The sequence below is a fragment of the Microbulbifer sp. HZ11 genome (genome assembly GCF_000708675.1).
GTDB lineage: Bacteria > Pseudomonadota > Gammaproteobacteria > Pseudomonadales > Cellvibrionaceae > Microbulbifer.
In genome coordinates this window covers 22,333-44,587 of record NZ_JELR01000001.1, presented here as the reverse complement: position 1 = coordinate 44,587, position 22,255 = coordinate 22,333, and the positions used below count along the sequence as shown (strand labels likewise).

The 22,255-nt window shown below is 57.3% G+C and carries 22 protein-coding genes; 7 read left to right on the top strand and 15 right to left on the bottom strand.

Features of this window, described 5'->3' with window-relative positions:
- Positions 1–69 precede the first annotated feature (69 nt).
- The 5 genes from AU11_RS00195 to leuC form a co-directional block, all read right to left on the bottom strand.
- Positions 70–1,074: an Asd/ArgC dimerization domain-containing protein gene (locus tag AU11_RS00195; protein WP_043315484.1), complete on the bottom strand. Its 1,005-nt coding sequence runs from the start codon at positions 1,072–1,074 to the stop codon at positions 70–72.
- A 407-nt stretch (positions 1,075–1,481) separates the two neighbouring features.
- Entirely contained in the window at positions 1,482–2,597 is a 1,116-nt protein-coding gene (gene asd / locus AU11_RS00190) for an aspartate-semialdehyde dehydrogenase (protein WP_043315483.1), read from the bottom strand.
- A 93-nt stretch (positions 2,598–2,690) separates the two neighbouring features.
- The gene (gene leuB / locus AU11_RS00185) at positions 2,691–3,764 is read right to left on the bottom strand and encodes a 3-isopropylmalate dehydrogenase (protein ID WP_043315482.1); all 1,074 of its coding nucleotides are present in this window, start codon (positions 3,762–3,764) and stop codon (positions 2,691–2,693) included.
- Between the two features lie 24 nt (positions 3,765–3,788).
- Complete coding sequence (gene leuD, locus AU11_RS00180) at positions 3,789–4,436, bottom strand: 3-isopropylmalate dehydratase small subunit (protein ID WP_043315480.1); 648 nt, start codon at positions 4,434–4,436, stop codon at positions 3,789–3,791.
- A 1-nt stretch (position 4,437) separates the two neighbouring features.
- On the bottom strand, positions 4,438–5,904 hold the full coding sequence (leuC, locus tag AU11_RS00175) for a 3-isopropylmalate dehydratase large subunit (RefSeq protein ID WP_043315479.1): 1,467 nt from the start codon (positions 5,902–5,904) through the stop codon (positions 4,438–4,440).
- A 123-nt stretch (positions 5,905–6,027) separates the two neighbouring features.
- Between leuC and AU11_RS00170 the strand changes: the two genes are divergently transcribed.
- Positions 6,028–6,906 carry a LysR family transcriptional regulator gene (locus AU11_RS00170; protein WP_043315478.1) on the top strand — a complete coding sequence of 293 codons (879 nt, stop codon included), beginning with the start codon at positions 6,028–6,030 and terminating at the stop codon, positions 6,904–6,906.
- 146 nt (positions 6,907–7,052) lie between these two features.
- Complete coding sequence (locus AU11_RS00165) at positions 7,053–7,835, top strand: TIGR04219 family outer membrane beta-barrel protein (protein WP_043315477.1); 783 nt, start codon at positions 7,053–7,055, stop codon at positions 7,833–7,835.
- An 85-nt stretch (positions 7,836–7,920) separates the two neighbouring features.
- Here AU11_RS00165 and aroC read toward each other — a convergent pair whose 3' ends face one another.
- The gene (gene aroC, locus AU11_RS00160) at positions 7,921–9,021 is read right to left on the bottom strand and encodes a chorismate synthase (protein WP_043315476.1); all 1,101 of its coding nucleotides are present in this window, start codon (positions 9,019–9,021) and stop codon (positions 7,921–7,923) included.
- Between the two features lie 171 nt (positions 9,022–9,192).
- The gene (gene prmB / locus AU11_RS00155; RefSeq protein ID WP_043315474.1) at positions 9,193–10,125 is read right to left on the bottom strand and encodes a 50S ribosomal protein L3 N(5)-glutamine methyltransferase; all 933 of its coding nucleotides are present in this window, start codon (positions 10,123–10,125) and stop codon (positions 9,193–9,195) included.
- Positions 10,126–10,283: 158 nt separating this feature from the next.
- On the opposite strand from prmB, the gene folE reads away from it, so the two are divergent.
- On the top strand, positions 10,284–10,823 hold the full coding sequence (gene folE, locus AU11_RS00150) for a GTP cyclohydrolase I FolE (RefSeq protein ID WP_043315472.1): 540 nt from the start codon (positions 10,284–10,286) through the stop codon (positions 10,821–10,823).
- A 38-nt stretch (positions 10,824–10,861) separates the two neighbouring features.
- Entirely contained in the window at positions 10,862–11,218 is a 357-nt protein-coding gene (locus AU11_RS00145) for a 5-carboxymethyl-2-hydroxymuconate Delta-isomerase (protein ID WP_043315471.1), read from the top strand.
- A 24-nt stretch (positions 11,219–11,242) separates the two neighbouring features.
- Here the strand turns inward: AU11_RS00145 and AU11_RS00140 are convergent, their stop codons facing one another.
- The 8 genes from AU11_RS00140 to AU11_RS00105 form a co-directional block, all read right to left on the bottom strand.
- The gene (locus AU11_RS00140; protein WP_051686811.1) at positions 11,243–12,133 is read right to left on the bottom strand and encodes an alpha/beta fold hydrolase; all 891 of its coding nucleotides are present in this window, start codon (positions 12,131–12,133) and stop codon (positions 11,243–11,245) included.
- Between the two features lie 117 nt (positions 12,134–12,250).
- On the bottom strand, positions 12,251–12,709 hold the full coding sequence (gene sixA / locus AU11_RS00135) for a phosphohistidine phosphatase SixA (RefSeq protein WP_043315469.1): 459 nt from the start codon (positions 12,707–12,709) through the stop codon (positions 12,251–12,253).
- 45 nt (positions 12,710–12,754) lie between these two features.
- Positions 12,755–13,357, bottom strand: a complete 603-nt coding sequence (locus tag AU11_RS00130) for a DUF4389 domain-containing protein (protein ID WP_043315466.1) — start codon at positions 13,355–13,357, stop codon at positions 12,755–12,757.
- A gap of 165 nt (positions 13,358–13,522) precedes the next feature.
- The gene (locus tag AU11_RS00125; RefSeq protein ID WP_043315464.1) at positions 13,523–13,801 is read right to left on the bottom strand and encodes a DUF4389 domain-containing protein; all 279 of its coding nucleotides are present in this window, start codon (positions 13,799–13,801) and stop codon (positions 13,523–13,525) included.
- A gap of 27 nt (positions 13,802–13,828) precedes the next feature.
- Positions 13,829–14,878 carry an NAD(P)H-dependent glycerol-3-phosphate dehydrogenase gene (locus AU11_RS00120; RefSeq protein ID WP_051686810.1) on the bottom strand — a complete coding sequence of 350 codons (1,050 nt, stop codon included), beginning with the start codon at positions 14,876–14,878 and terminating at the stop codon, positions 13,829–13,831.
- A gap of 268 nt (positions 14,879–15,146) precedes the next feature.
- Positions 15,147–17,063 (bottom strand): molecular chaperone HtpG, encoded by a 1,917-nt coding sequence (gene htpG, locus AU11_RS00115; RefSeq protein WP_043315461.1) that lies wholly within the window; start codon positions 17,061–17,063, stop codon positions 15,147–15,149.
- 141 nt (positions 17,064–17,204) lie between these two features.
- Positions 17,205–18,464: a serine hydrolase gene (locus AU11_RS00110; protein WP_231491366.1), complete on the bottom strand. Its 1,260-nt coding sequence runs from the start codon at positions 18,462–18,464 to the stop codon at positions 17,205–17,207.
- 364 nt (positions 18,465–18,828) lie between these two features.
- Positions 18,829–19,431, bottom strand: coding sequence for a peroxiredoxin (locus tag AU11_RS00105; protein WP_043315460.1), 603 nt, complete (start codon positions 19,429–19,431; stop codon positions 18,829–18,831).
- Positions 19,432–19,770: 339 nt separating this feature from the next.
- On the opposite strand from AU11_RS00105, the gene AU11_RS00100 reads away from it, so the two are divergent.
- The 3 genes from AU11_RS00100 to bfr all read left to right on the top strand — a co-directional run bounded on the left by AU11_RS00100 (position 19,771) and on the right by bfr (position 22,216).
- Positions 19,771–19,983: a bacterioferritin-associated ferredoxin gene (locus AU11_RS00100; RefSeq protein WP_043315459.1), complete on the top strand. Its 213-nt coding sequence runs from the start codon at positions 19,771–19,773 to the stop codon at positions 19,981–19,983.
- 140 nt (positions 19,984–20,123) lie between these two features.
- A complete protein-coding gene (locus tag AU11_RS00095; RefSeq protein WP_051686809.1) occupies positions 20,124–21,440 on the top strand; it encodes a DUF2254 domain-containing protein in 1,317 nt (438 codons plus the stop codon).
- A gap of 293 nt (positions 21,441–21,733) precedes the next feature.
- Positions 21,734–22,216: a bacterioferritin gene (gene bfr, locus AU11_RS00090; protein WP_043315457.1), complete on the top strand. Its 483-nt coding sequence runs from the start codon at positions 21,734–21,736 to the stop codon at positions 22,214–22,216.
- Positions 22,217–22,255: the final 39 nt, after the last annotated feature.

The following is a 22,255-nucleotide window of genomic DNA, read 5'->3' as shown; positions in this document are numbered from 1 at the left end:
CAATCACAGGGCCAATCATTGGTCCAAAGTTAAGAAGAAACCTTCAGAAAGGCCGCTAAGTATTAAATATCAATGGATTTTTAGCAACAAGTGGACAATCTGTACACAGTTAATTGCGACGTCTTTACGCAAATTGTCGGATGCCGCACAAAAAACAACCTGGCGCGGATTGATCAACCCGGTGCGCAGGCGCCCCACTAGCGTATTCTCACTGCCGACGGCATCCTGAGCCGACGGGCGCTCGCGCATTTCCAGCCGCGCACCATTGGTCAGCAAACCACGCACAGTTTCTAGCGCCTGCTGGTCTTTCAACTGCACACTGACATTCGCCAGCTGACCGTGAAACACAGAGGCGGTATTGATACTCGCATCCAGCGCCACCTCGTCACCCAGCAGACGACGCAGCTCCAGTACCAGCGCCAATTCACTGAAATTATGACCACTTTCGAGCAGAGCCTCGGCAGAGCTCAGATGATTGAACGCGAGGCGCTGACCGGTTGTCTCGTCCACATCCGGCTCCTGGCCGTTAAATAGGCGCGCGGTCTGTGCCGCCGCGGCATCCACGCTGCTTTTGCCCAGCGCGGACACCGGCTGGTTCAGTACAACTTCAACGGCTTGCAATTGCGATTTCAGCGGAAACAGCGCCTCCGCCAGCATCGCGGCACCCGCACCCGGCACGGCGATCACTTTGCGATCACTCTCATCCCGCTGATTGAGTTCCGCACTGTTCAGCAGCGGATGGATCAACGCCACACTTTCGTCGCCGCGGGTAATGCCCGCTGCATCCACCACCCAGGCGCCGGCCTGTTCGGCCTGTGCGAGCACGGCAGTCGCGGTATCACCAGCGGTAAGCAGCAGCACGACCTGCTCCGGGGTAAAGGCAAACTCTTTCAGCGGAGTAACCGGCACACTGCGATTGGCGAACACCTGCGGATCGACCTCGGCTTCATCATCAATCACCAGCTTGAGCTGGCCCGGGGTCACGGTCTTGCGCTCTTCCAGGATCTCCAGCAGCGCATCAAAAGGCGCACTGCCAACACCAACGATCACCAGTTCCCGGGTGGATTCGGTCATATTTGTACTCACGTGTATTTTCGAATGCTTTTCAGCCAGGTCGACCACTAAAGCAGCAGCCTAAAATTGCGGGGGATTATACTCGTGGAGAGTCAGGGGGGAAGCGGCACCAGCGAAACAGGCGGCCTTTTAAGTAAAAGATGTGGTCGATGTGAAGGTGCTGATGCCGGGTGCAGCCTTGGGAGACGTTGATTCGGGCCGAGCCCCTCACCCTTCGGGCGCCTAGGGGCGTCCAAAGCTAACGCTTTGTCCGCGAGAGGGACCTCGCGGAAGAGCCCCCAGGGCAGATTTTTGCTCCTGCAAAATCTGCATTTCCGCCATCCATGGCGGTCAGATGGGAGCGTTCACGGCGTGTCTCCCAAGGCTGCACCCGGCAGCAGCACCGCCACGAGGGCGGGGAATACTACTTATAACTTGCCGAGAAGAATCAGCAGTACACGACGCAGCGGTTCGGCAGCGCCCCACAACAGCTGATCACCAACGGTGAAAGCATTCAGGTATTCACCACCCATGCTGAGCTTGCGCAGACGGCCAACCGGGATGTCCAGTTTGCCGGTAACCGCAGTCGGGGTCAGCTCTTTCAGGGTCACTTCGCGGTCGTTGGGTACCACTTTCACCCAGTCGTTGGCGGAGCCGATGATTTTCTCGATCTCTGCCAGCGGCAGATCTTTCTTCAGCTTCACGGTGAACGCCTGGCTGTGGCAGCGCATGGCACCGATACGCACGCAGGTACCGTCCACGGGCACGGTGCTGTCGGTGGCCAGGATCTTGTTGGCTTCCACCTGAGCTTTCCACTCTTCGCGGCTCTGGCCGGTTTCCAGCTGGGTGTCGATCCACGGCAGCAGGCTGCCGGCCAGCGGCGCCCCGAACTCGCTGGTGGGGAAATCGCCGCTGCGCATGTTCTCGGCCACCTTGCGGTCGATCTCGAGGATCGCGCTGGACGGATCGGCCAGCTCTTCGGCAACGCCGTCGCGGATGCTGCCCATCTGGGAGATCAGCTCGCGCATATTCTTGGCACCGGCACCACTGGCTGCTTGATAAGTCTGGGCAGTAACCCACTCCACCAGACCTTCCTTGAACAGGCCGCCCAGGCCCATCAGCATCAGGCTCACGGTGCAGTTACCGCCGATATAATTTTTCACACCGGACTCGATACCTTTATCGATCACGTCGCGGTTGACCGGGTCCAGTACGATGATGGCGTCGTCTTTCATACGCAGACTGGAAGCCGCGTCGATCCAGTAGCCGTTCCAGCCCTGCTCGCGCAGCTTGCCGAATACTTCTTTGGTGTAGTCGCCGCCCTGACAGCTGACGATGGCGTCCAGCTCGGCCAGCGCGTCCAGGTCGTAGGCGTCTTTGAGGGGCGCGACTTCTTTGCCAACTTCCGGGGCTTTGCCACCGGCATTGGATGTGGAGAAAAATACCGGCTCGGCGATATGTGCGAAGTCGTTTTCTTCCAGCATGCGGCCCATCAAAACGGAGCCGACCATACCGCGCCAGCCTACGAATCCTACCTTGTTCATTTCTTTACCCTGTTGAATTGGTTTGTTTCTGGATCCCGGAGCGGCTGCGCCGCATAAAAAGACCGGGATGACACTGAATGGGAGGCGTGTCTACTAGAAAGCGGCCACCACTGCTGCGCCCATTTCCGCGGTGGAGATTTTTTTACAGCCATCCGTGTAAATATCCGCGGTGCGCAGTCCCTGATCCAGAACCTTGCTCACCGCCGCCTCGATCGCATCGGCTGCTTCACCCATATCCAGGGAGTAGCGCAGCATCATCGCGGCGGAAAGAATGGTGGCCAGTGGGTTGGCGATGCCCTGCCCTGCAATATCCGGCGCACTGCCGTGACACGGCTCGTACAGACCGAAGCCGGTTTCGTTCATGGACGCAGACGGCAGCATACCGATGGAGCCGGTAAGCATGGCGGCGGCGTCGGACAGGATGTCACCGAACATATTGCCGGTTACCATCACGTCGAACTGCTTGGGCGCACGCACCAGCTGCATGGCCGCGTTATCCACATACATGTGCGACAGCTCCACATCCGGGTATTCCGGAGCCAGGCGGTCCAGCACTTCGCGCCACAGCACGGTCACTTCGAGTACGTTGGCCTTGTCCACGGAGCACAGCTTGCCACCGCGCTTCTGTGCAGCTTCGAATGCGGTGCGACCGATACGCTCGATTTCGGATTCGGTGTAAACATAGGTGTTGAAACCCTGCTTCTCACCGTTTTCCAATGTCTTGATACCGCGGGGCTCGCCAAAATAAATACCGCCAGTCAGCTCGCGCACGATCAGAATATCCAGGCCGGAAACCACTTCCGGTTTCAGGGAAGAGGCATCGGCCAGCTGCGGATACAGTATCGCCGGGCGCAGGTTGGCGTACAGGCCCAGGCCGCTGCGAATTTTCAGCAGGCCTTTTTCCGGGCGAATCGCGCGGTCCAATGTATCCCACTGGGGGCCGCCTACGGCGCCCAGCAGTACCGCGTCGCAGTCGCCGGCGTTTTTCAGTTCCGCATCGGTGAGCGGTTCGCCGTGGGCATCGATGGAAGCACCGCCGATCAGGCCTTCGGTGAATTCCAGGTTCAGGCCGAACTTTTTATCGGCGGTTTTCAATACCGCAACTGCCTGCTCGATAATTTCCGGGCCGATTCCGTCGCCCGGTAGGATCATGATTTTTTTGCTCATCGTTCTTCCAGTTATTCTTTCTTTTTACTTGACCGCATCAAACAGCCACGGCGCCTGCTCGCGGCGCTTGGCTTCGTAAGCGCGGATATCGTCCGCATCTTCGAGGGTCAGGCCGATATCGTCGAGACCGTTCAGCAGACAGTGCTTGCGGAACTCGTCTACTTCAAACCCGTGGGTCTCGCCATTGGGCTTGATCACCACCTGGGCTTCGAGGTCAATTTCCAGCTCATACCCCTCGTCCGCATACATTTCCTGGAACAACTGCTCGACAATTTCTTCTTCCAGAACGATTGGCAAAAGACCGTTCTTGAAACAGTTGTTAAAGAAAATATCCGCAAAGCTCGGCGCAATAATCGCGCGGAAGCCATGGTCATCCAGCGCCCAGGGCGCGTGCTCACGGCTGGAGCCACAACCGAAATTCTTGCGCGCCAGCAACACGGAAGCACCTTGATAACGCGGGTGGTTCAGCGGAAAATCCGGATTCACCGGGCGCTTGCTGTGATCCTGCCCAGGCTGCCCTTCGTCCAGATAGCGCAGCTCGTCAAACAGGTTCGGGCCAAAGCCGGAGCGCTTGATGGATTTCAGGAACTGCTTGGGAATAATCAGATCCGTATCCACATTGGCGCGATCCATGGGCGCCGCCACACCTTTATGCTTGGTAAATGCCTTCATACTATTTTTCCCCTCCGCTCACGGCTGTCCTCTTCTGCATTTCACGCACGTCAACGAAGTGGCCGGCAATCGCCGCCGCTGCCGCCATGCTCGGGCTCACCAGATGGGTGCGACCACCGTAGCCCTGGCGACCTTCAAAGTTGCGGTTGGACGTCGACGCACAGTGTTCACCGGCACCCAGCTTGTCCGCGTTCATCGCCAGACACATGGAGCAGGAGGGCTCGCGCCACTCGAAGCCCGCTTCGATAAACACCTTGTCCAGACCTTCTTTTTCCGCCTGCGCTTTCACAGATTGGGAACCCGGAACCACCAGCACCTGCTTCACGCTGTCGGCTTTCTTGTGACCCTTTGCTACTGCGGCGGCCGCGCGCAAGTCTTCGATGCGGGAGTTGGTGCAGGAGCCGATAAATACCCGGTCGAGGTTGATATCGGTAATTTTCTGCCCGGCGGTCAACCCCATATACTCCAGCGCACGCTCGATACCAGCCTTTTTGGTGGCATCGCTTTCATCCGCCGGGCTCGGTACTACCGCGCTGACCGGTACCACCATTTCCGGTGAGGTTCCCCAACTTACTTGCGGCTCGATTTCTTCCGCCTTCAGCTCGACGATTTCATCGAAGTGCGCGCCGTCGTCGGAGTGCAGGCGGCTCCAGTTTTCCACCGCCTTGTCCCACTGCTCGCCCTTGGGCGCGTAGGGTTTCCCCTTGACGTATTCCAGGGTGATGTCGTCCACCGCCACCATACCCGCGCGGGCACCGGCCTCGATCGCCATATTGCAGATGGTCATGCGCCCCTCCATGGACATGGAGCGGATCGCGGAACCACCAAACTCAATGGCATAGCCGGTACCACCGGCGGTTCCGATTTTGCCGATGATGGCCAGCACCACGTCTTTTGCGGTCACACCCGGGCCGAGTTCACCGTCCACACGCACCAGCATGTTCTTCATCTTTTTCTGAATCAGACACTGGGTGGCCATCACGTGCTCCACCTCAGAGGTGCCAATACCGTGGGCCAGTGCGCCCAGTGCGCCGTGGGTGGACGTGTGGGAGTCACCGCACACCACGGTCATACCCGGCAGGGTCGCGCCGGTTTCCGGCCCGATCACATGCACGATACCCTGACCCGGATCGTTGATGCCGAACTCGACAATACCGAAGTCTTTACAGTTCTCATCCAGGGTCTGTACCTGAATACGGGACACCTCGTCCTGGATCCCGGCAATACCCCCGGCGCGCTCTGCTGCGTCAGACGGCACATTGTGATCCGGCGTGGCCACCACGGAATCCGTGCGCCACGGCTTGCGTCCGGCCAGACGTAGACCTTCAAAGGCCTGAGGAGAGGTGACTTCGTGAATCAGGTGACGATCGATGTAGATCAGTGCGGTGCCGTCGTCGCGGCTTTTGACCAAATGGTCTTCCCAGAGCTTGTCGTACAACGTCTGCTTTTTGTTTTCAGGATGGCCCATAGCCCCATCTCCTCTATGGATAACATGGCGAAGTCTAGGGGGGGCATTGAATAACATCAATTTATATTTATTATATGGCGCATTCGCTTTTGGAATACTCAAGGGCAACCACCGAGAATCACCATGGAAATCCAATGGCTTAGGGCCTTCCTCGCGATCGCCGAGCAAAATTCCGTCTCAGAAGCCGCCGAACAACTGCACCTGACCCAGCCCGCGGTGAGCAAACGCCTGGCGTCACTTGAGGCACAGCTGGGTGCACCGCTGTTTGACCGCATTGGCCGAAAACTCCAGCTCACCAACGCCGGCCGCGCCCTGCTGCCCCGCGCCCGCCACATATTGAATGAGGTGAGCGATGCCGAGCACGAGCTGCGCAGCCTGGGCGAAACCATCGGCGGCAGCCTGCGCATTGCCACCAGTCACCATGTGGGACTGCACCATCTGCCACCGGTTTTGCGTGAGTTCAGCAATCTGTACCCCGATGTTTCCCTGGATATTGATTTTTTGGATTCCGAGCAGGCCTACGAGGCACTGATGGCCGGTGAATACGAGCTTGCCGTGGTCACCCTGGCACTGAAGGACTACCCCAACCTCAATGCCCAGATTATCTGGCCGGACCCCTGTGTGGTGGTGGCGGCGCCGGATCACCCCCTGGCGCAGATGCCGGAACTGGACTTGCCGGCACTGGCCCGATACCCGGCGATCCTGCCGGATATGAACACCTACACCGGGCGACTGATCAAACGCGAATTCGACGCCCACGGACTCAAGCTGACCGCAAAACTGGCGACCAACTTTCTGGAAACCATCAAGATGATGGCCGGCGTCGGCCTGGGCTGGAGTGTGCTGCCAAAAACCCTGATCGACGATAGCCTCGCGGAGCTGCCCATGCCGCAGCTGAGTATCGTGCGCAATCTGGGCATCATCTATCACCGCAACCGGACGCTCAGCAATGCGGCCAACGCCCTGCAACAGCTGCTTTTTAAAGAGGCACGGGGCCTTTGATCGACCGGACAGGCTCAGTGGGTTCTATCTGAACACCAAATAGCACACAAAATCGTGCCGAAATATCGCGGAGTGGAATGCGGTTCAGGGAAACTTCATCAAAACGCTGTAGAATCCGCCTCAGAATTCAACGGGAGAGACTCCAAATGAAAAAAATAACCTTGGCCATCTGCGCAGCGCTGGCCTCCGCTTCTGCCAGCGCAGATACCATCCTCGGCTTTGACGCGACACTGGGTGCGTGGAAACCCGCCTACAGCGGCACCATCGGCGTCGACGATTTCAACGTGGATGAGTTTGCCCTCGCCGAAGACAATGTGACCTTTATTCAGGCGGCTCTGGAACACCCGATCCCCCTGATCCCGAATATTCTGGTGGCTCACAGCAAGATCGAGACCAATGGCGCGACCACCCTCGATGAGAACGTAACCTTCGGCGACGAAACCTTTGTTGCGGGCTCAGAGCTCAGCGCGAATATGTCCCTGAGCCATACCGATGCCACCCTGTATTACGAGATCCTCGATAACTGGGTTAACCTGGATCTCGGTCTCACCGCCCGTATGTACGACGGCGAGTTCCAGGGCGACGGCGTGATCGGATTGGTCTGCATCCCGGAATCCGGCCCCTGCCCGTCGGTTGAGCAATCGGAAACGATCGAGCTCTCAGGGGTTCTTCCCATGGTATACGGCGTAGCCCGCTTCGACCTGCCCTTTACCGGCTGGTCCATTATTGCCCAGGGCAACGGCACCAGCTACAACGGTGATCGCCACACCGATCTGACCGCCAAGATCCGCTGGGACTTCGTACCGGCGCTGGATTTCGCCATCGAAGCCGGTTACCGCTCCATGACCCTGGATGTCAAAGAGCTGGATGCACTGCAAAGCGATCTGGAAATCAAGGGACCCTACCTGGGGCTAAACCTGCACCTGTAATTTCGATTACCGACAGATCAGGTACAAAAAAAGGCGGAGCGTTTCAGACGCTCCGCCTTTTTTATTGTTCGAGCCCGACCAATTCTCAGGCCGGCTCACCCGCCGGGATTTTCAGGCCAAACTCCACATCCCCATTCTGCGCCCGCTGACGCATGATATGGTCAATCAACACCAGCGCCATCATCGCTTCTGCAATGGGTGTCGCGCGAATGCCAACGCAAGGATCGTGACGTCCCTTGGTCACCACTTCGATCGGGTGACCGTTGGTGTCGAGGCTTTTGCCCGGGATACGCAGACTGGATGTGGGCTTCAGGGCAATATGCGCAATCAGCTCCTGGCCGCTGGAAATACCACCGAGCACACCGCCCGCATTATTGGACTGAAAGCCTTGCTCGGTAATTTCGTCGCGGTGCTCGGTACCCTTCTGCTCAACAGAGGCAAACCCGGCTCCGATCTCCACACCTTTAACCGCATTGATGCTCATTAGCGCATGGGCCAGATCCGCGTCCAGACGATCGAAAATCGGTTCGCCAAGGCCCGCTGGCACACCACTCGCATGCACGGAAATGCGCGCACCAATGGAGTTGCCCTCCTTGATCAGCGCCTGCATGTACTCCTCCATTGCCGACACCTTGTCGGCATCGGGGCAAAAGAAGGGATTCTCGCTGACCTGGGACCAGTCCAGCTTGTCGATTTTGATCGGGCCCAACTGGGACAGGTAACCACGCACCTCAATACCAAACTGCTGCTTGAGCCACTTTTTGGCAATCGCGCCGGCGGCGACGCGCATGGCGGTTTCCCGCGCGGAAGAACGGCCACCGCCGCGGTAATCCCGCAGACCGTACTTGGCCCAGTAGGTGTAATCGGCGTGCGCCGGGCGGATCTGCTCGGCGATGTTGGCGTAGTCTTTGGAGCGCTGATCGGTGTTTTCGATCAGCAGGCCGATGGGGGTCCCGGTGGTTTTACCCTCGAATACCCCCGAAAGAATCTTTACTTCGTCCGCTTCGCGGCGCTGGGTCGTGTAGCGGGAGGTACCGGGCTTGCGGCGGTCCAGCTCCAGCTGGATTTCTTCCGCGGAAATTTCCAGTCCCGGGGGGCAGCCGTCCACAATACAACCCAACGCAGGGCCGTGGCTTTCGCCAAAGGTGGTGACACAGAACAACTTGCCAAATGTATTGCCCGACATACCCGGTTTTCCCTACCCCAGTGAATTATTCGATGAAAGGCGTGCATTATAGAGGAAACCTTGGCCGATGGCGCGCTTGCCCGCGATGGTGGATGCGCTGCGCTTATCCACCCTACAGGGTTGGCAGATTCCGTAGGGCGGATAAGCCGACGGCGCATCCGCCGCTGGAGGTTAGCTCCGCGCTCCAGTTTCAAACATGGACCGGCAGGCCAGCAGCTCTTCTCGGGTCAGTACAAAAACACCATGCCCACCATCTTCCAGCTCGGGCCAGAAAAACGGTACGCGCGGATAGGCTTCTTCCAACGCGACCCAGCTGTTACCCACTTCGCATACCAGAATACCTTCCGACTGCAGGTAGTCCGGCGCTTGCAATAACAGGCGCCGGGTGAAATCCAGGCCGTCATCACCAGAGCCCAGTGCCAGCCCCGGCTCCGCATGATACTCCTGTGGCATCTCTGCCAGATCACGGGCGTCCACGTATGGGGGGTTGCTTACAATCAGGTCGTAACTGCAGCCCTTGAGGCCAGCGAACAGGTCCGACTGCACCGCACGCACCTCGTCATTCAGATGGTGCCGATTGATGTTGATCTGGGCCACTTCAATCGCGTCGGCGGAAATATCGCTGAGATCCACCCGCGCCTCCGGAAACGCGTCCGCGCAGGCAATACCGATACAGCCGCTGCCACAGCAGAGATCAAGGATCGCGAGGGGCTCCTGCTGTAGCCACGGCTCGAATCGATTGCGAATCAGCTCAGCAATGGGGGATCTGGGTACCAGCACCCGCTCGTCCACGTAAAACGGCAGATCGCAGAACCAGGCCTCCCTGGTGAGATAAGGGGCAGGTAAGCGTTCATTAACCCGCTTTTCCAGCACCTCCATCACCTCGGCGCGCTCCGCCATGGTAAGGCGCGCGGAGAGAATCTCCGGCTTGCTATTCACCGGCAGGTGCAATGTGTGGGTGACCAGTAGGACAGCTTCATCCCACGCGTTGTCTGTACCGTGGCCAAACCACAGCTGCGCCGCATTAAAGCGACTGGCGCCCCAGCGGATATAGTCCAGCACGGTACACAATTCGTGCAGATTGGACTCCCGATTCTCTATCATTGGCGATATTCCTCAATGTTTGGCGCTTTACTACCGTGTGACAAAGGCTTAGGGTAGCGCACCCTCTGATACCCGCCGATACACCGGTGATCGAACGCCCGTTCATTTGCGTATTGATGGCAGAACAACCCCGCGGGCGAGACGTTGGAAGCATACTGATGAAAGAACACTACGCACACATTATCGAAGCCATTGGTGAAGACCTGGAGCGCCCGGGACTGAAAGACACCCCACAGCGCGCGGCCAAGGCCATGCAGTACCTGACCCGGGGCTACCATCAGACCGTGGAAGAGATCGTCAATGACGCCCTCTTCCCGTCCGACTGCAGTGAAATGGTGCTGGTGAAAGATATCGAGCTCTACTCCATGTGCGAACATCATATGCTGCCGTTTATTGGCAAGGCGCACGTTGCCTACATTCCCGACGGCAAGGTCCTGGGCCTGTCCAAGGTGGCGCGCATTGTAGACATGTTTGCACGCCGCTTGCAGATACAGGAACAGTTAACCGTGCAGGTAGCGCAGACCATCCAGCAGGTAACCGGTGCTGCAGGGGTGGGTGTGATTATCGAAGCCAAGCATATGTGCATGATGATGCGCGGCGTCGAAAAGCAGAACTCGGTGATGAAAACCTCTGCAATGCTGGGCTCTTTCCGCAGCCAGCAGGCCACTCGCAACGAGTTTCTGTCGCTGATTCGCTAACGCGTTCCGCCCCTTACTGATCAGAGGAGAGTCCGGTAATGCCCCATCTGGTGATCGAATATTCGCAAAAACTGGAAGACAGCATTTCCATTCCTGCACTGGTCAGTAATGGCCAGCAGGCGATGAGCGAAACCGGGCTGTTCAATGCCAGCGCGATCAAAACCCGCGCCCTGCCCTATCGGGATTTTGTACTCGGCAAGAGCCACGAAGGCTCCAGCAATCTGTTTATTCACGCGGAAGTGCGCATTCTTGAAGGGCGCACTACAGAACAGAAAGAAGCACTGAGTGCGGCCATTTTCAACTACCTATGCGAGGCCGCGCCGGAAGTGCCAGAAATTTCTGTGGAAGTGCGGGATATGCACAAGGCCAGCTACGCCAAACGTATTCCCTTTTAGCATTCCGGTTCACCCGCAAAGGGTTTAGGCCTGCGCTTGCCCAGCAGCAAGAAATGGTAAAAACCATTTCGCAATCTCTTCCGCGCGATCCTCCATATGCAGATGGTGGCCACCGCAAAACTCTTTCAACTCGATATTCGGCACCTGCTCTGCCAGGGGCCGGATACGCTCGATCATCCCCTGAATCCCTTCTGTGCCCAGCGCCAGCCGAATTGGCATTGTGGCCCGCGCCAAGAACGCGCGCACCTGCGGTTCATTCATTTTTGCCAGGGAGCTTGCCATCAGTTGTGGGTCATTGCTCCAGGTATACCCCCCCTCACAGGGGCGCACACCCCGCTGCACCAGCGCACGGGCAGCCTCGTCGCTCAATTTGAACAGGCCGTTTTTGCGCGCGGTCACAGCAATCTCAAGAGATTCAAATACCCGGCTCCTGCGATCGCGGTAGCGCGCGCGCTGTTCGATCCCCTTGCGCAGAGTTTCCGGCGCCTCCGCGTCGGTGGTCGGTGGCGGAACCAGGCCGTCGATCAGCGCCAGACGCAATACCCTTTCGGGAAAGGTAGCTGCGGCAATCGTGCCGATAACCGCCCCGCGCGAGTGTGCCAGTACGGAAAATTGCGCCCAGCCTAGCGCATCGGCAATAGCCAATACGTCTTCGATTTCCGTCCAGAGGGTGTAATTCGCGTCCCGGTGGCGATGATAACTCTGACCGTGACCGGCGAGATCCACGGCAATCAGGTTGAGTTCAGCCAGGAAAGGCGCCATTTTGTCGAAACTGGCACAGTTATCCAGCCAGCCGTGCAGTGCGAGTACTGGAATACCCGCGGGGCTCCCCCACTGCCGGGCGGCAATCACATTGCCCTGTACGTCCAGGGTAATCTCGCGGGGGGCATTGAGTGCAGGAGAGGAATGACGCATGGATAGTAACTGTACCGCTGCCGAAACACACATACTGACAGCACTACGGCAGCGCCACAATGGCAACAGAATTCAGCGGCTTTGACCGATCAGGTACACGGGCCAGCGCCGGCCCGCTCAAGGTTTATGCTGCAACCACTCGAGCTCAGCGCAATCCCGCGCCCATATCTCACTGGAAAGGCAGGCCAGGCTCGAGGTCGCCATTGGATGCTCATCACCACTACCGCAGAGCCCGTTCACCAGGTTGCCTACCAGTGGCTGATGACTGACCAGCAGTAGCGGGAAAACCTTTTCATCCGCCGAGACCAGCGCCTCCAACACCAGCTCCACCGGTGTGTCACTGGTGAGAAACTCCTGCACCTCCACCGGCAGATCAAATGTCTCTGCAACGATTTTGGCGGTTTGGCGGGTCCGCACAAAGGGGCTGGCCCAGATGGTCTTCACCTGCGCCAGCTCCGAGGCACGTTGCTTGCAGACCGACGCCACTTCCGCACGCCCCTCCTCGGTCAGTGCGCGGGTCTCATCGCTTTTACGGAACGGTTCGGCATGGCCATGACGCATTACAAACAACAGCACAGGGCTCTCCCGTTTCAAGTGACCGCCAGAGTCGGGTTGCAGAGATTACTTTTTCTCTTCGGAAGCTTTGTCGCCACTATCTGCTTCCGTGGTTTCCGCAGAGTCCGCCCCGAGCTCGATGACGGTTTCTTCCTCGTCATCGGCCTTGCCGGCTTTTGCAGACTTCTTGGGCTTGGCAGGTTTCTCCGATTTTTCAGCGGTAGCCGCCTTAGTGGAGGCTTCAGGCTTTACGTCATCATCGACGCCCTCACCCATTACCTCGTCAATTTCCGCTTCGACTTCGTCGAGGTCTGTCTCAAGCGCGTCGACGTCGTCAATCACCTCTCCGTCCACTTCTTCCGCACTTTCGTAACTGGACAGGTCTTCCTCTTCGGACTCCGGCCATTCGGAAAACGGAAACGGCTTTTCTTCGGTGTTGTAAATCAGGAACTGCAGCGTCTGATAGATATAGGAGGAAATCTGGTCCCCCAGACGGCGCAGGTTGTCGTTAGCTCCGCCGGTAAAAATGGCAAACAGGAATTGGGCGATAATCACCGCCAGCATGACAAAGCCGGCGATTTCCAGCAGCACCGCAAACAGCACCATATACACAAGGCGCAGCCATTGGTTCGTGGAGGTCAGATTCTGTTTCAGTTCTTCATTGCTCATGGGGCGATCACCAGTCCGTTGTTGGGCACCACAAATGGGGAAAGGCCAGCCATTGGGCCGGCCGCGGTTCAATTATTCAGAAATTCAGGAACACTCAATATAGTCCGGTTTCGTTTCAGATTTGGTTTTGGGGACGTCATTGCACCCCCATCACCGGTGCGGCGCTCAGGACTCCGGCCACTCGGAAAACGGAAACGGCTTTTCTTCAGTGTTGTAGATCAGGAATTGCAGGGTCTGATAGATGTAGGAAGCAATCTGGTTCCCCATCTGGCGCAGGTTCTCGTTTGGACCACCGGAGACGATGGCGAACAGGAACTGCAAGACAATAGTCGCCAGCATCACGACACCCGCAACCTCCAGCAGAATGACAAACAGCACCATAAACAACAGACGGGTCCAATGGTCCGCCGAGGTCAGGTTCTGCTTCAGTTGTGCGTTATTCATATCAGCCTCACAGCTGTTAATTATTGATCAGGGTTTGGCCGAATAGGCCACATCAAAGGTTTGCGCCCCAGACATCAGCTCGCGAATGACCGTGGGAATCGGGGTACCTTCAAATAATATGGCGTGTATCGCGGAAACCAAGGGCATGTAGACGCCCAATTCATCGGCTTTGGCCTTAATCAGGCGAACCGTATTCACCCCTTCCGCCACCTGGCCGATTTCGGATACCGCGTCTTCGAGCTTCTTACCTTTGCCCACCAAGTAGCCCACCCGGTAGTTGCGGCTGAGATCGGAAGAACAGGTCAGGATCAGATCACCCACCCCGGCAAGGCCGATAAACGTCATCGGGTCTGCGCCGATGGCTTCGGCAAAGCGCATCATTTCCGCCAGTGCCCGGGTAATCAGCAGGCTGGTGGTGTTCTGCCCGCGCCCCAGGGCAACGGCCATTCCGGTGACGATGGCGTAGATATTTTTCAGCGCGCCGGCCAGCTCCACACCAAACACATCATTACTGGAATAAACACGGAACGTCTCCGAGTGCAGCACCTTCTGGATGGTAGTGCACAGGGAATCGTCTTCACTGGCAATCACCGTGGCGGTGTAGTGCCCGGCGACAACCTCTTTTGCGAAATTGGGCCCACTCAGCACCCCCACGCGCATACCCTCGGTCTCTTCCCGCAGGATATCGCTCATCAAGTGGAAACTGTCATGCTCCACCCCCTTGGTCAGAGAGATCAGCATGGTGCCCGGGTCCAGCACCGGTGCCGCGCGGTGCACCACCTCGCGGAAAGATTTACTGGGAATCGCGACAAACACCACCTGGCAACCACTCACCGCCTTCTCGAGGTCTGCGGTGATATTGAGATTCGGGTGCAGTGCCACCCCGGGGAGATAGTGGCGGTTTTCCCGCTCATTCATACAGGCGGCGGCGCGCTCAGGGTCGCGCATCCACTGACGGGTGTCGTGACCGTTGCCAGCCACAATATTGGCGATTGCCGTGCCAAAGCTTCCACCGCCGAGCACGGCAATGGACATTGTGGATTCCGGGGCGCTTGGGGATACGTCTTGCTGGGTCATAACGCTCTGTAGTATTTACTGTGCAGCAGGAGATTATACGGAGCCAGCTGCCGGCACCCAATGGGCGCCTGGGAAATTGATCATTTTTGCCAAGTTCACCAATAATTGCTGCCTAATCACGACCAATTCGTGCAAAAAACCGGCAGGCACAATATAGCTCAGTCTGCTCCGGGCGGGTCAGCGGTGGGCCGACTTTTACGGTGGAACGGCTCCAACAAAAAAGCCGGCGAAATATTCGCCGGCTTTTCGAAGGAGCCCCTGCCAAGTACTAGCGGTTTAGCTCCAGCAGCAAAGTGTTCAGACGGCGCACATAGTCCGCCGGATCCGCCAGCTGGTTGCCCGCCGCCAGATTGGCCTGGTCCATCAGGATATTGGTGAGGTCCGCAAAGCGATCTTCATCCTGCTCCTGATCCAGACGCTGCACCAGCGGGTGGCTCGGATTTACCTCGAACACCGGCTTGGCTTCCGGCAGGGACTGACCCGCCTGCTCCAGAATACGGCGCATCTGCAGCCCCATATCGTTGTCGCTGGCCACCAGACACGCGGGGGAATCCACCAGGCGGGTGGTTGCGCGCACGTCTTCCACGCGCTCTTTCAGCACCTCCTTGATGCGCTCCACCAGCGCGCCGGCTTCTTTCTCCGCCTTTTCCCGCTCGGCCTTGTCGTCTTCGTTCTCCGCCTCACCCAGATCCAGCGCGCCCTTGGCTACGTCCTGGAACGGCTTGCCGTCGAATTCCTGCATATGGCCAACGAACCACTCGTCCACCTGGTCAGTGAGCAGCAGCACTTCGATGCCTTTCTTGCGGAAGACTTCCAGGTACGGGGAAGACTTGGCTGTGGCAAAGTTGTCTGCGCACACGTAATAGATATTCTTCTGACCGTCTTTCATACGGCCAACGTAGTCTTCCAGGGACTGATCCTGCTTGGCGTCGTCGGTGTGGGTGGTGGAGAAACGCAGCAGCTTGGCGATTTTTTCTTTGTTGGAGAAATCTTCCGCCGGGCCTTCTTTCATTACCGACCCGAACAGATCCCAGAATTTCTGGTACTGATCTGCGTCTTTCTTCGCCAGCTTGTCGAGCATGTCCAGTACACGCTTGGTCAGGGCACTCTTGATGGCATCGGTATTCTGGTCTTTCTGCAGGATCTCGCGGGAGACGTTCAGCGGCAGATCGTTGGAGTCCAGCACACCTTTGACGAAGCGAAGGTACAGGGGAAGGAACTGCTCGGCATCATCCATGATGAAGGTGCGCTGTACATACAGCTTGAGACCGCGGGCGGCATCGCGCTGATACAGGTCAAACGGGGCGCGCGCCGGGATATACAGCAGGCTGGTGTAGTCCAGCTTGCCTTCCACACGGTTGTGGCTCCAGGTCAGCGGGTCGTCAAAGTCGTGGGAGATATGCTTGTAGAACTCTTTGTACTCCTCACTTTTCACCTCGGAGCGCGGGCGGGTCCACAGAGCCTGGGCGGCATTGACCGCTTCAAACTCCGGCGCCTTGTCTTCCTTGCTCTCCTCGTCATCACCCGAGGGCACTTCCTGCTTCAGCATCTCCACTGGTATGGCGATGTGATCGGAGTATTTCTTGATGATGGAGCGCAGGCGCCAGTCATCGGCAAATTCTTTGGCTTCGTCTTTCAGGTGCAGTACCACGCGGGTACCGCGGTGCGGCCACTCGACGTTTTCTACGGAGTACTCGGCCTCGCCACTGCACTCCCAGTGCACACCCTGGCTGGCATCGGCGCCGGCGCGACGGGTGAATACGTCGACCTTGTCGGCAACGATAAAGGCGGAGTAGAAGCCCACACCGAACTGGCCGATCAGGTGCGCGTCCTTCTTCTGGTCGCCGGTGAGGTTCTGCATAAAGTTGGCAGTACCGGAGCGGGCGATGGTACCGAGGTTCTCGATCACCTCATCGCGGCTCATGCCAATGCCATTATCGGAAATGGTCAGGGTACCGGCGTCCTTATCGAACTCGATGCGGATGCGCAGATCCGGGTCTTCTGCCAGTAATTCGGAATTGGAGAGCGCTTCGAATCGCAGCTTGTCGGCGGCGTCGGATGCGTTGGATACCAGCTCGCGCAGGAAGATCTCCTTGTTGGAGTACAGCGAGTGGATCATCAGGTGCAGTAACTGCTTGGCCTCTGTCTGGAAACCGTGGCTTTCTTTATGCGCCGCAACAGTCATGAATGGTATCTCCCCTATCTAAAACAACGTCGGTCCGCGCATCGGCAGACAATTCAAACTCAGGGGAAGCAATATTGGGACGGTCACGCGCAATTCAAGCGCGCGACCGGTTCAGAGAGAGGAGGGTATATACAGGGCCGTCTATTTCTTGGATGCCGCCGCAATGGCCTGCACCAGTTTGCCGTTGCCGGTGATGTCCGCGATAAAATTGCCGGTCAGGTCAGAGATCACGCGGGACTCTGCATTCATGAGAATGACAATCCCCACCTTGCGCTTTTCCGAATAGGCAATGGCCGCTCGAAACCCCGCCACCCAGCCACCGTGGAAAACGATACGATCATCCCCCACCGTATATAGGCGCCAGCCAAGTCCGTAACCGGCGTGGTCGATATAGTCACGCCAGATCCGGTGGCGCAGGTGGCGGCGGGTTTCGACCCGCTCGGTGGTGAGATCGTTGATGACCTCGTGTGACAGAACATCCGGGTAATAGCCCATCTGTGCCTTCAGCCACTGGGCCATATCACTGATACTGGCATTCACCCCGGCCGCCGGTGCCGCCAGGTAATACTCTTTCTCCACCTTTACCGGACGCCAGCCTTTGCCGGTCTGCACATGGGGCGCGGCGCGGTTGCTCGCCGCCATAAAGCTTTCCCAGCCGAGCGACGCATCTTCCATCTTCAACGGAGTGAAGAAACGCTCTTTCAACTGGCGACCGTAGGGCACGCCGGTGGCCTTCTGGATGACGTCTTCGATCAGGCTGAACAGAACGTTCTGGTAGCCATAACACTTACCGGGGGCACAGTGGGGGTCAATGGAGGCGAACTTCGGCAGAATCTTGGACAGGGGCCGATTGTCTTCCAGGTAGTTGTCGTAGGCGTTTGGAGTAAGGCCTGACGAGTGACTAAGCAGGTGCTGTACCTGCAGCTGCATGGAGAGCGCCGGGGTTTTGAAACTGAGCTGGGGCACGTAGCGCACCACCTTGTCGCCCCAGTTGAACTTGTGTTCGTGCTCCAGCACCGCCGCCATACTGGAGGCAAATGTCTTGGACACCGAGGCGAGCCGGAATACGGTGTGCGTAGTCACCTTCTGGTGCTTGCCTTTCATCCGCACCCCGTAGGTGTCCATGGCCACCACCTTGTCGCGATCTACGATCACATAAGCAGCACCGGGAATCCCCTGCTGCTTTAGCAGTTGGCGGAAGTATCGATCAAACTCCTGGGCGCTAGCTTCCACACTTTTCGCAACGGACTTGTTGCCGGTGCGCGCGCTGGCGGATTTGTCGCCGCGGCCGGTATCGGCAACCGCTTGCCCCATTGCGCCGGTCAGCGCAAAGGCGACCAAAAACGGCAACCACGCGCCACGCAGACCTCTGTAGATTCTGTGGAAAATGCCCTGAAACACCTTGAATTACACCGTGTGCGTTACTGCGATACACCGAGGCCCACCCTGTGGCCGATCCGCTGTGCCCTCTCAATAGAACAGGCAAAGCAACCCGCCGGGTCAGACTGTGTCAGCTAATGTGTGGAAGTCTGAATATAAGACTAGCAGCCCGGCCAATAATTCTTTACCCGGAAACCCCCGGTCACGGTATTCCCGACCGGGTGCATTGTAATAAAACTGGAACAGGCGCGCATGTTAACGCACTTTCTACTCCTTCCGGCCACCTCTATTAGCGCAGGAGCGCTTTCATCAGGCACAAAAAAACCGCCTTGCGGCGGTTTTTCGAGCACGGGAAGGCCATCGGCCCTCCCCCACCTCGGACAGCTTACAGCTTGCCGGAGTTCTCGCTCAGGTACGCAGCAACGCCTTCTGGAGAAGCATTCATGCCTTTGTCGCCTTCCTGCCAGCCAGCCGGGCACACTTCGCCGTGCTCCTGGTGGAATGCCAGCGCATCGACCATACGCAGCATCTCGTCTACGTTACGGCCCAGCGGCAGATCGTTCACTACCTGGTGACGTACAACACCTTCTTCGTCGATCAGGAAGGAACCGCGGAAAGCTACGCCACCTTCAGATTCAACGTCATAGGCCTGACAGATTTCGTGCTTCACGTCGGCAACCAGTGCGTATTTCACTTGACCGATACCACCATCGTTGATGGCGGTGTTACGCCAGGCGTTGTGAGAGAACTGAGAGTCGATGGAAACACCGATCACCTCAACACCACGCTTCTGAAACTCCTCAAAGCGGTGGTCGAAGGCGATCAGCTCGGACGGGCACACAAAGGTGAAGTCCAGCGGGTAGAAGAAGATTACAGCCTTCTTGCCCTTGATGGTTTCTGCCAGGTTGAACTCGTCAACGATTTCGCCGTTACCCAGTACTGCTGCCGCGGTGAAATCCGGTGCGGGCTTACCTACTAATACAGCCATGAGAACCTCCTCAATGAGATAGATAATGGATTGTAGAAATGGTCAATTTATAACCAACAGCTATAAAAAGACAAAAGATCGATAGGGGGCCGCTATGATACACAGGGGCCTATGGCAGTCCCATTAAATTTTTATATAACGCCAATAGCAGCCGTCTCCGCCTGGGTTGCCACTCCTAAACCACCTGACTAATTGGTCACATTTCTAACTACTGCCTGCAACACGACCAACTAGAATACATACTGAACGGTCGAAAAATCTTATTGACACTTATTCTCATTACCAATAAGATCCAACCTCCGTTGAATAGAAGACTGTATTTGCGCCAGGTTTACCGCGATGTATGTATGTATCTGCAAAGGCATCACCGACAGCCAGATCAAAGAGGCTGTGTACGATGGTTCCACCTCGGTAAAGGCACTGCGCCGTCATCTCGGGGTTTCTTCTCAGTGTGGCCGCTGCGCCGAACTGACTCAGGAAATTATCGATGAGACCATGACCGCCGGTATGCTCACCAACACCAATAGTGCCCTCTTTTATTCCGCCGGCTGATACTCTCCGGGCGGGCTCGCTGTCCGCCCCGGCATCCGATTCCCTTCCCCGCTGTTCCACGCCCCCCACTTGCGCCCTCTGACCTAGGCTTAAAAGCACTGCCACACTGCTTTAACCGTGCCAGGAGTCCGTGCGGGCCGATGAAACAACAATTACTGCACCTTGCCGAGCGACTGCGCGCCAGCTTCTGGGTAATTCCGGCCATCATGATGGCCGCTGCGATACTGCTCGCCCAGGGATTTCTCGCGGTTGACCAACACTGGAACGTCGAGCAACTACCGGGGCTGGGATGGCTGCAGCTGCGCGACCCCGACAGCGCCCGCGCGCTGCTCTCCGCCGTTGCCGGCTCCACGATCACCGTGGCCGGTACCGTCTTCTCCATCACCACCGTGGCCCTGACCCTTGCATCCAACCAGTTTGGCCCCCGCCTGGTACGCAATTTCATTCGCGACCGAGGCACCCAGGTATCCCTGGGCATCTTCCTGTCGACCTTCGTCTATGCGTTGCTGGTCATGCGCGGCATTGATGCCAGTGGTCCGAGACACCACCATACCCTCGCCGTCAGTTTTGCCCTGCTGATGGCACTGGCCTGCATCGCCTATCTGATTTATTTCATTCACAACGTCGCGCAATCGATCCAGATCGACAACATCACCTTTCAGATCAACCGGGAATTCCGCAGCGCCCTCGAATCCATTTACCCTGCCGAAGACTGTCGCGACTCACGATCCTGCAGACAAGATTTACGGGATCTCAAACTGGGAGAGGACCGCCTGCGGGTACGCGCAAATAAAGAAGGCTATATCCAGCGCATCGACACCCGCGGACTGATCGCGTGGGCATGTGAAAACCAGTGCACCGTACGCCTGGAAATTCACCCGGGCGCGTTTCTTTATCACTGGGGCTGCGTCGCCACCATCTACAACCCGCCGCGGGATATCGACAGCCAGGCTATCGCCGAAGCCATTCGCGGTGCCGTGACCCTCGGTGCCCAGCCCACTGCCGAGCAGGATGTCATTTTCTCCATCCGGCAACTGGCGCAAATCGCAGTACGCGCCCTATCCCCGGGGATCAACGACCCCTTTACGGCATACACCTGTATTGACCGCCTGGTTGACGGTATTGGCATCATTTTGCAGCGCCCCGCGCTACCCAACTGTTTTTACGACGATCGTGAACAGCTGCGTCTGATCACCACGGAACTCAGCTTTGCCGATGTGCTGGCAGCGGCCCTGGATGAGATCCGCGAATATGGCCGGGACAGCGGCGTGGTCATGCGGCATCTGTGCAGCGCATTGATTGAGCTTGCTGAGATCTGTTCGCGCCGGGAAGATCGGCAGGCGCTGAATAATCTGATCCAACGGCTGCAGGAAGATTGCGAAATCAGCCTCAACGATAAATTTGATGTCGCCGCGATTCAAAAACAGCTGGCAAGAATGCGCAGCGAACTCAAATAAGCCCGCGCGCGACCCAAACAATCTAAACAGCAATCGTTCTCAGTGTACTTTTCGGCCTTTTTCCCGTTAATTTTCTGGCTTTTTTCCTGCACGTTCGCCGACATTCCACGCTTGACTTGTCCATTTCTGCAACGCAAACTCCACACAATCTTGCGCTGCGGACTCTACAATCTTGATGGTGAAGGACAGATTATTTCCGTCTCCTTTCACCATCGTTTCAGAAAGTCAGCGCCCACGTTTTCGATAAATAATTGCCGCCACAGGACATTGCGACCCGGCTCAAGGAGAACACCATGAAAGGCGATCCCAAAGTCATCGAACATTTGAACAAGGCACTGGGAAATGAGCTGATTGCCATCAACCAGTATTTTCTGCACTCCCGCATGTTCAAGGACTGGGGGCTGAAAGAACTGGCCGACAAGGAATACCACGAGTCCATCGACGAAATGAAGCATGCCGATTGGCTGATCGAGCGGATTCTGTTTCTGGAAGGTATTCCAAACCTGCAGCATCTGGGCAAGCTGCTGATTGGTGAAAACACCGAAGAAATGCTGAAGTGCGACCTGAAGCTGGAGCAGAAAGCCATTCCCGATCTGCGCGATGGCATTGCCTACTGTGAATCGGTTCGCGATTACGGCAGCCGCGAGTTACTGCAACGTATCCTTGATTCCGAGGAAGAGCATGTGGACTGGCTGGAAACTCAGCTGAGCCTGATCGACAAGGTCGGCCTGCAGAATTACCTGCAGACGCAGATGGTCTCCGCCTCCGAGGAATAACGCTCCGCCCGGGCACAAAAAAACCGCGAAATCTCGCGG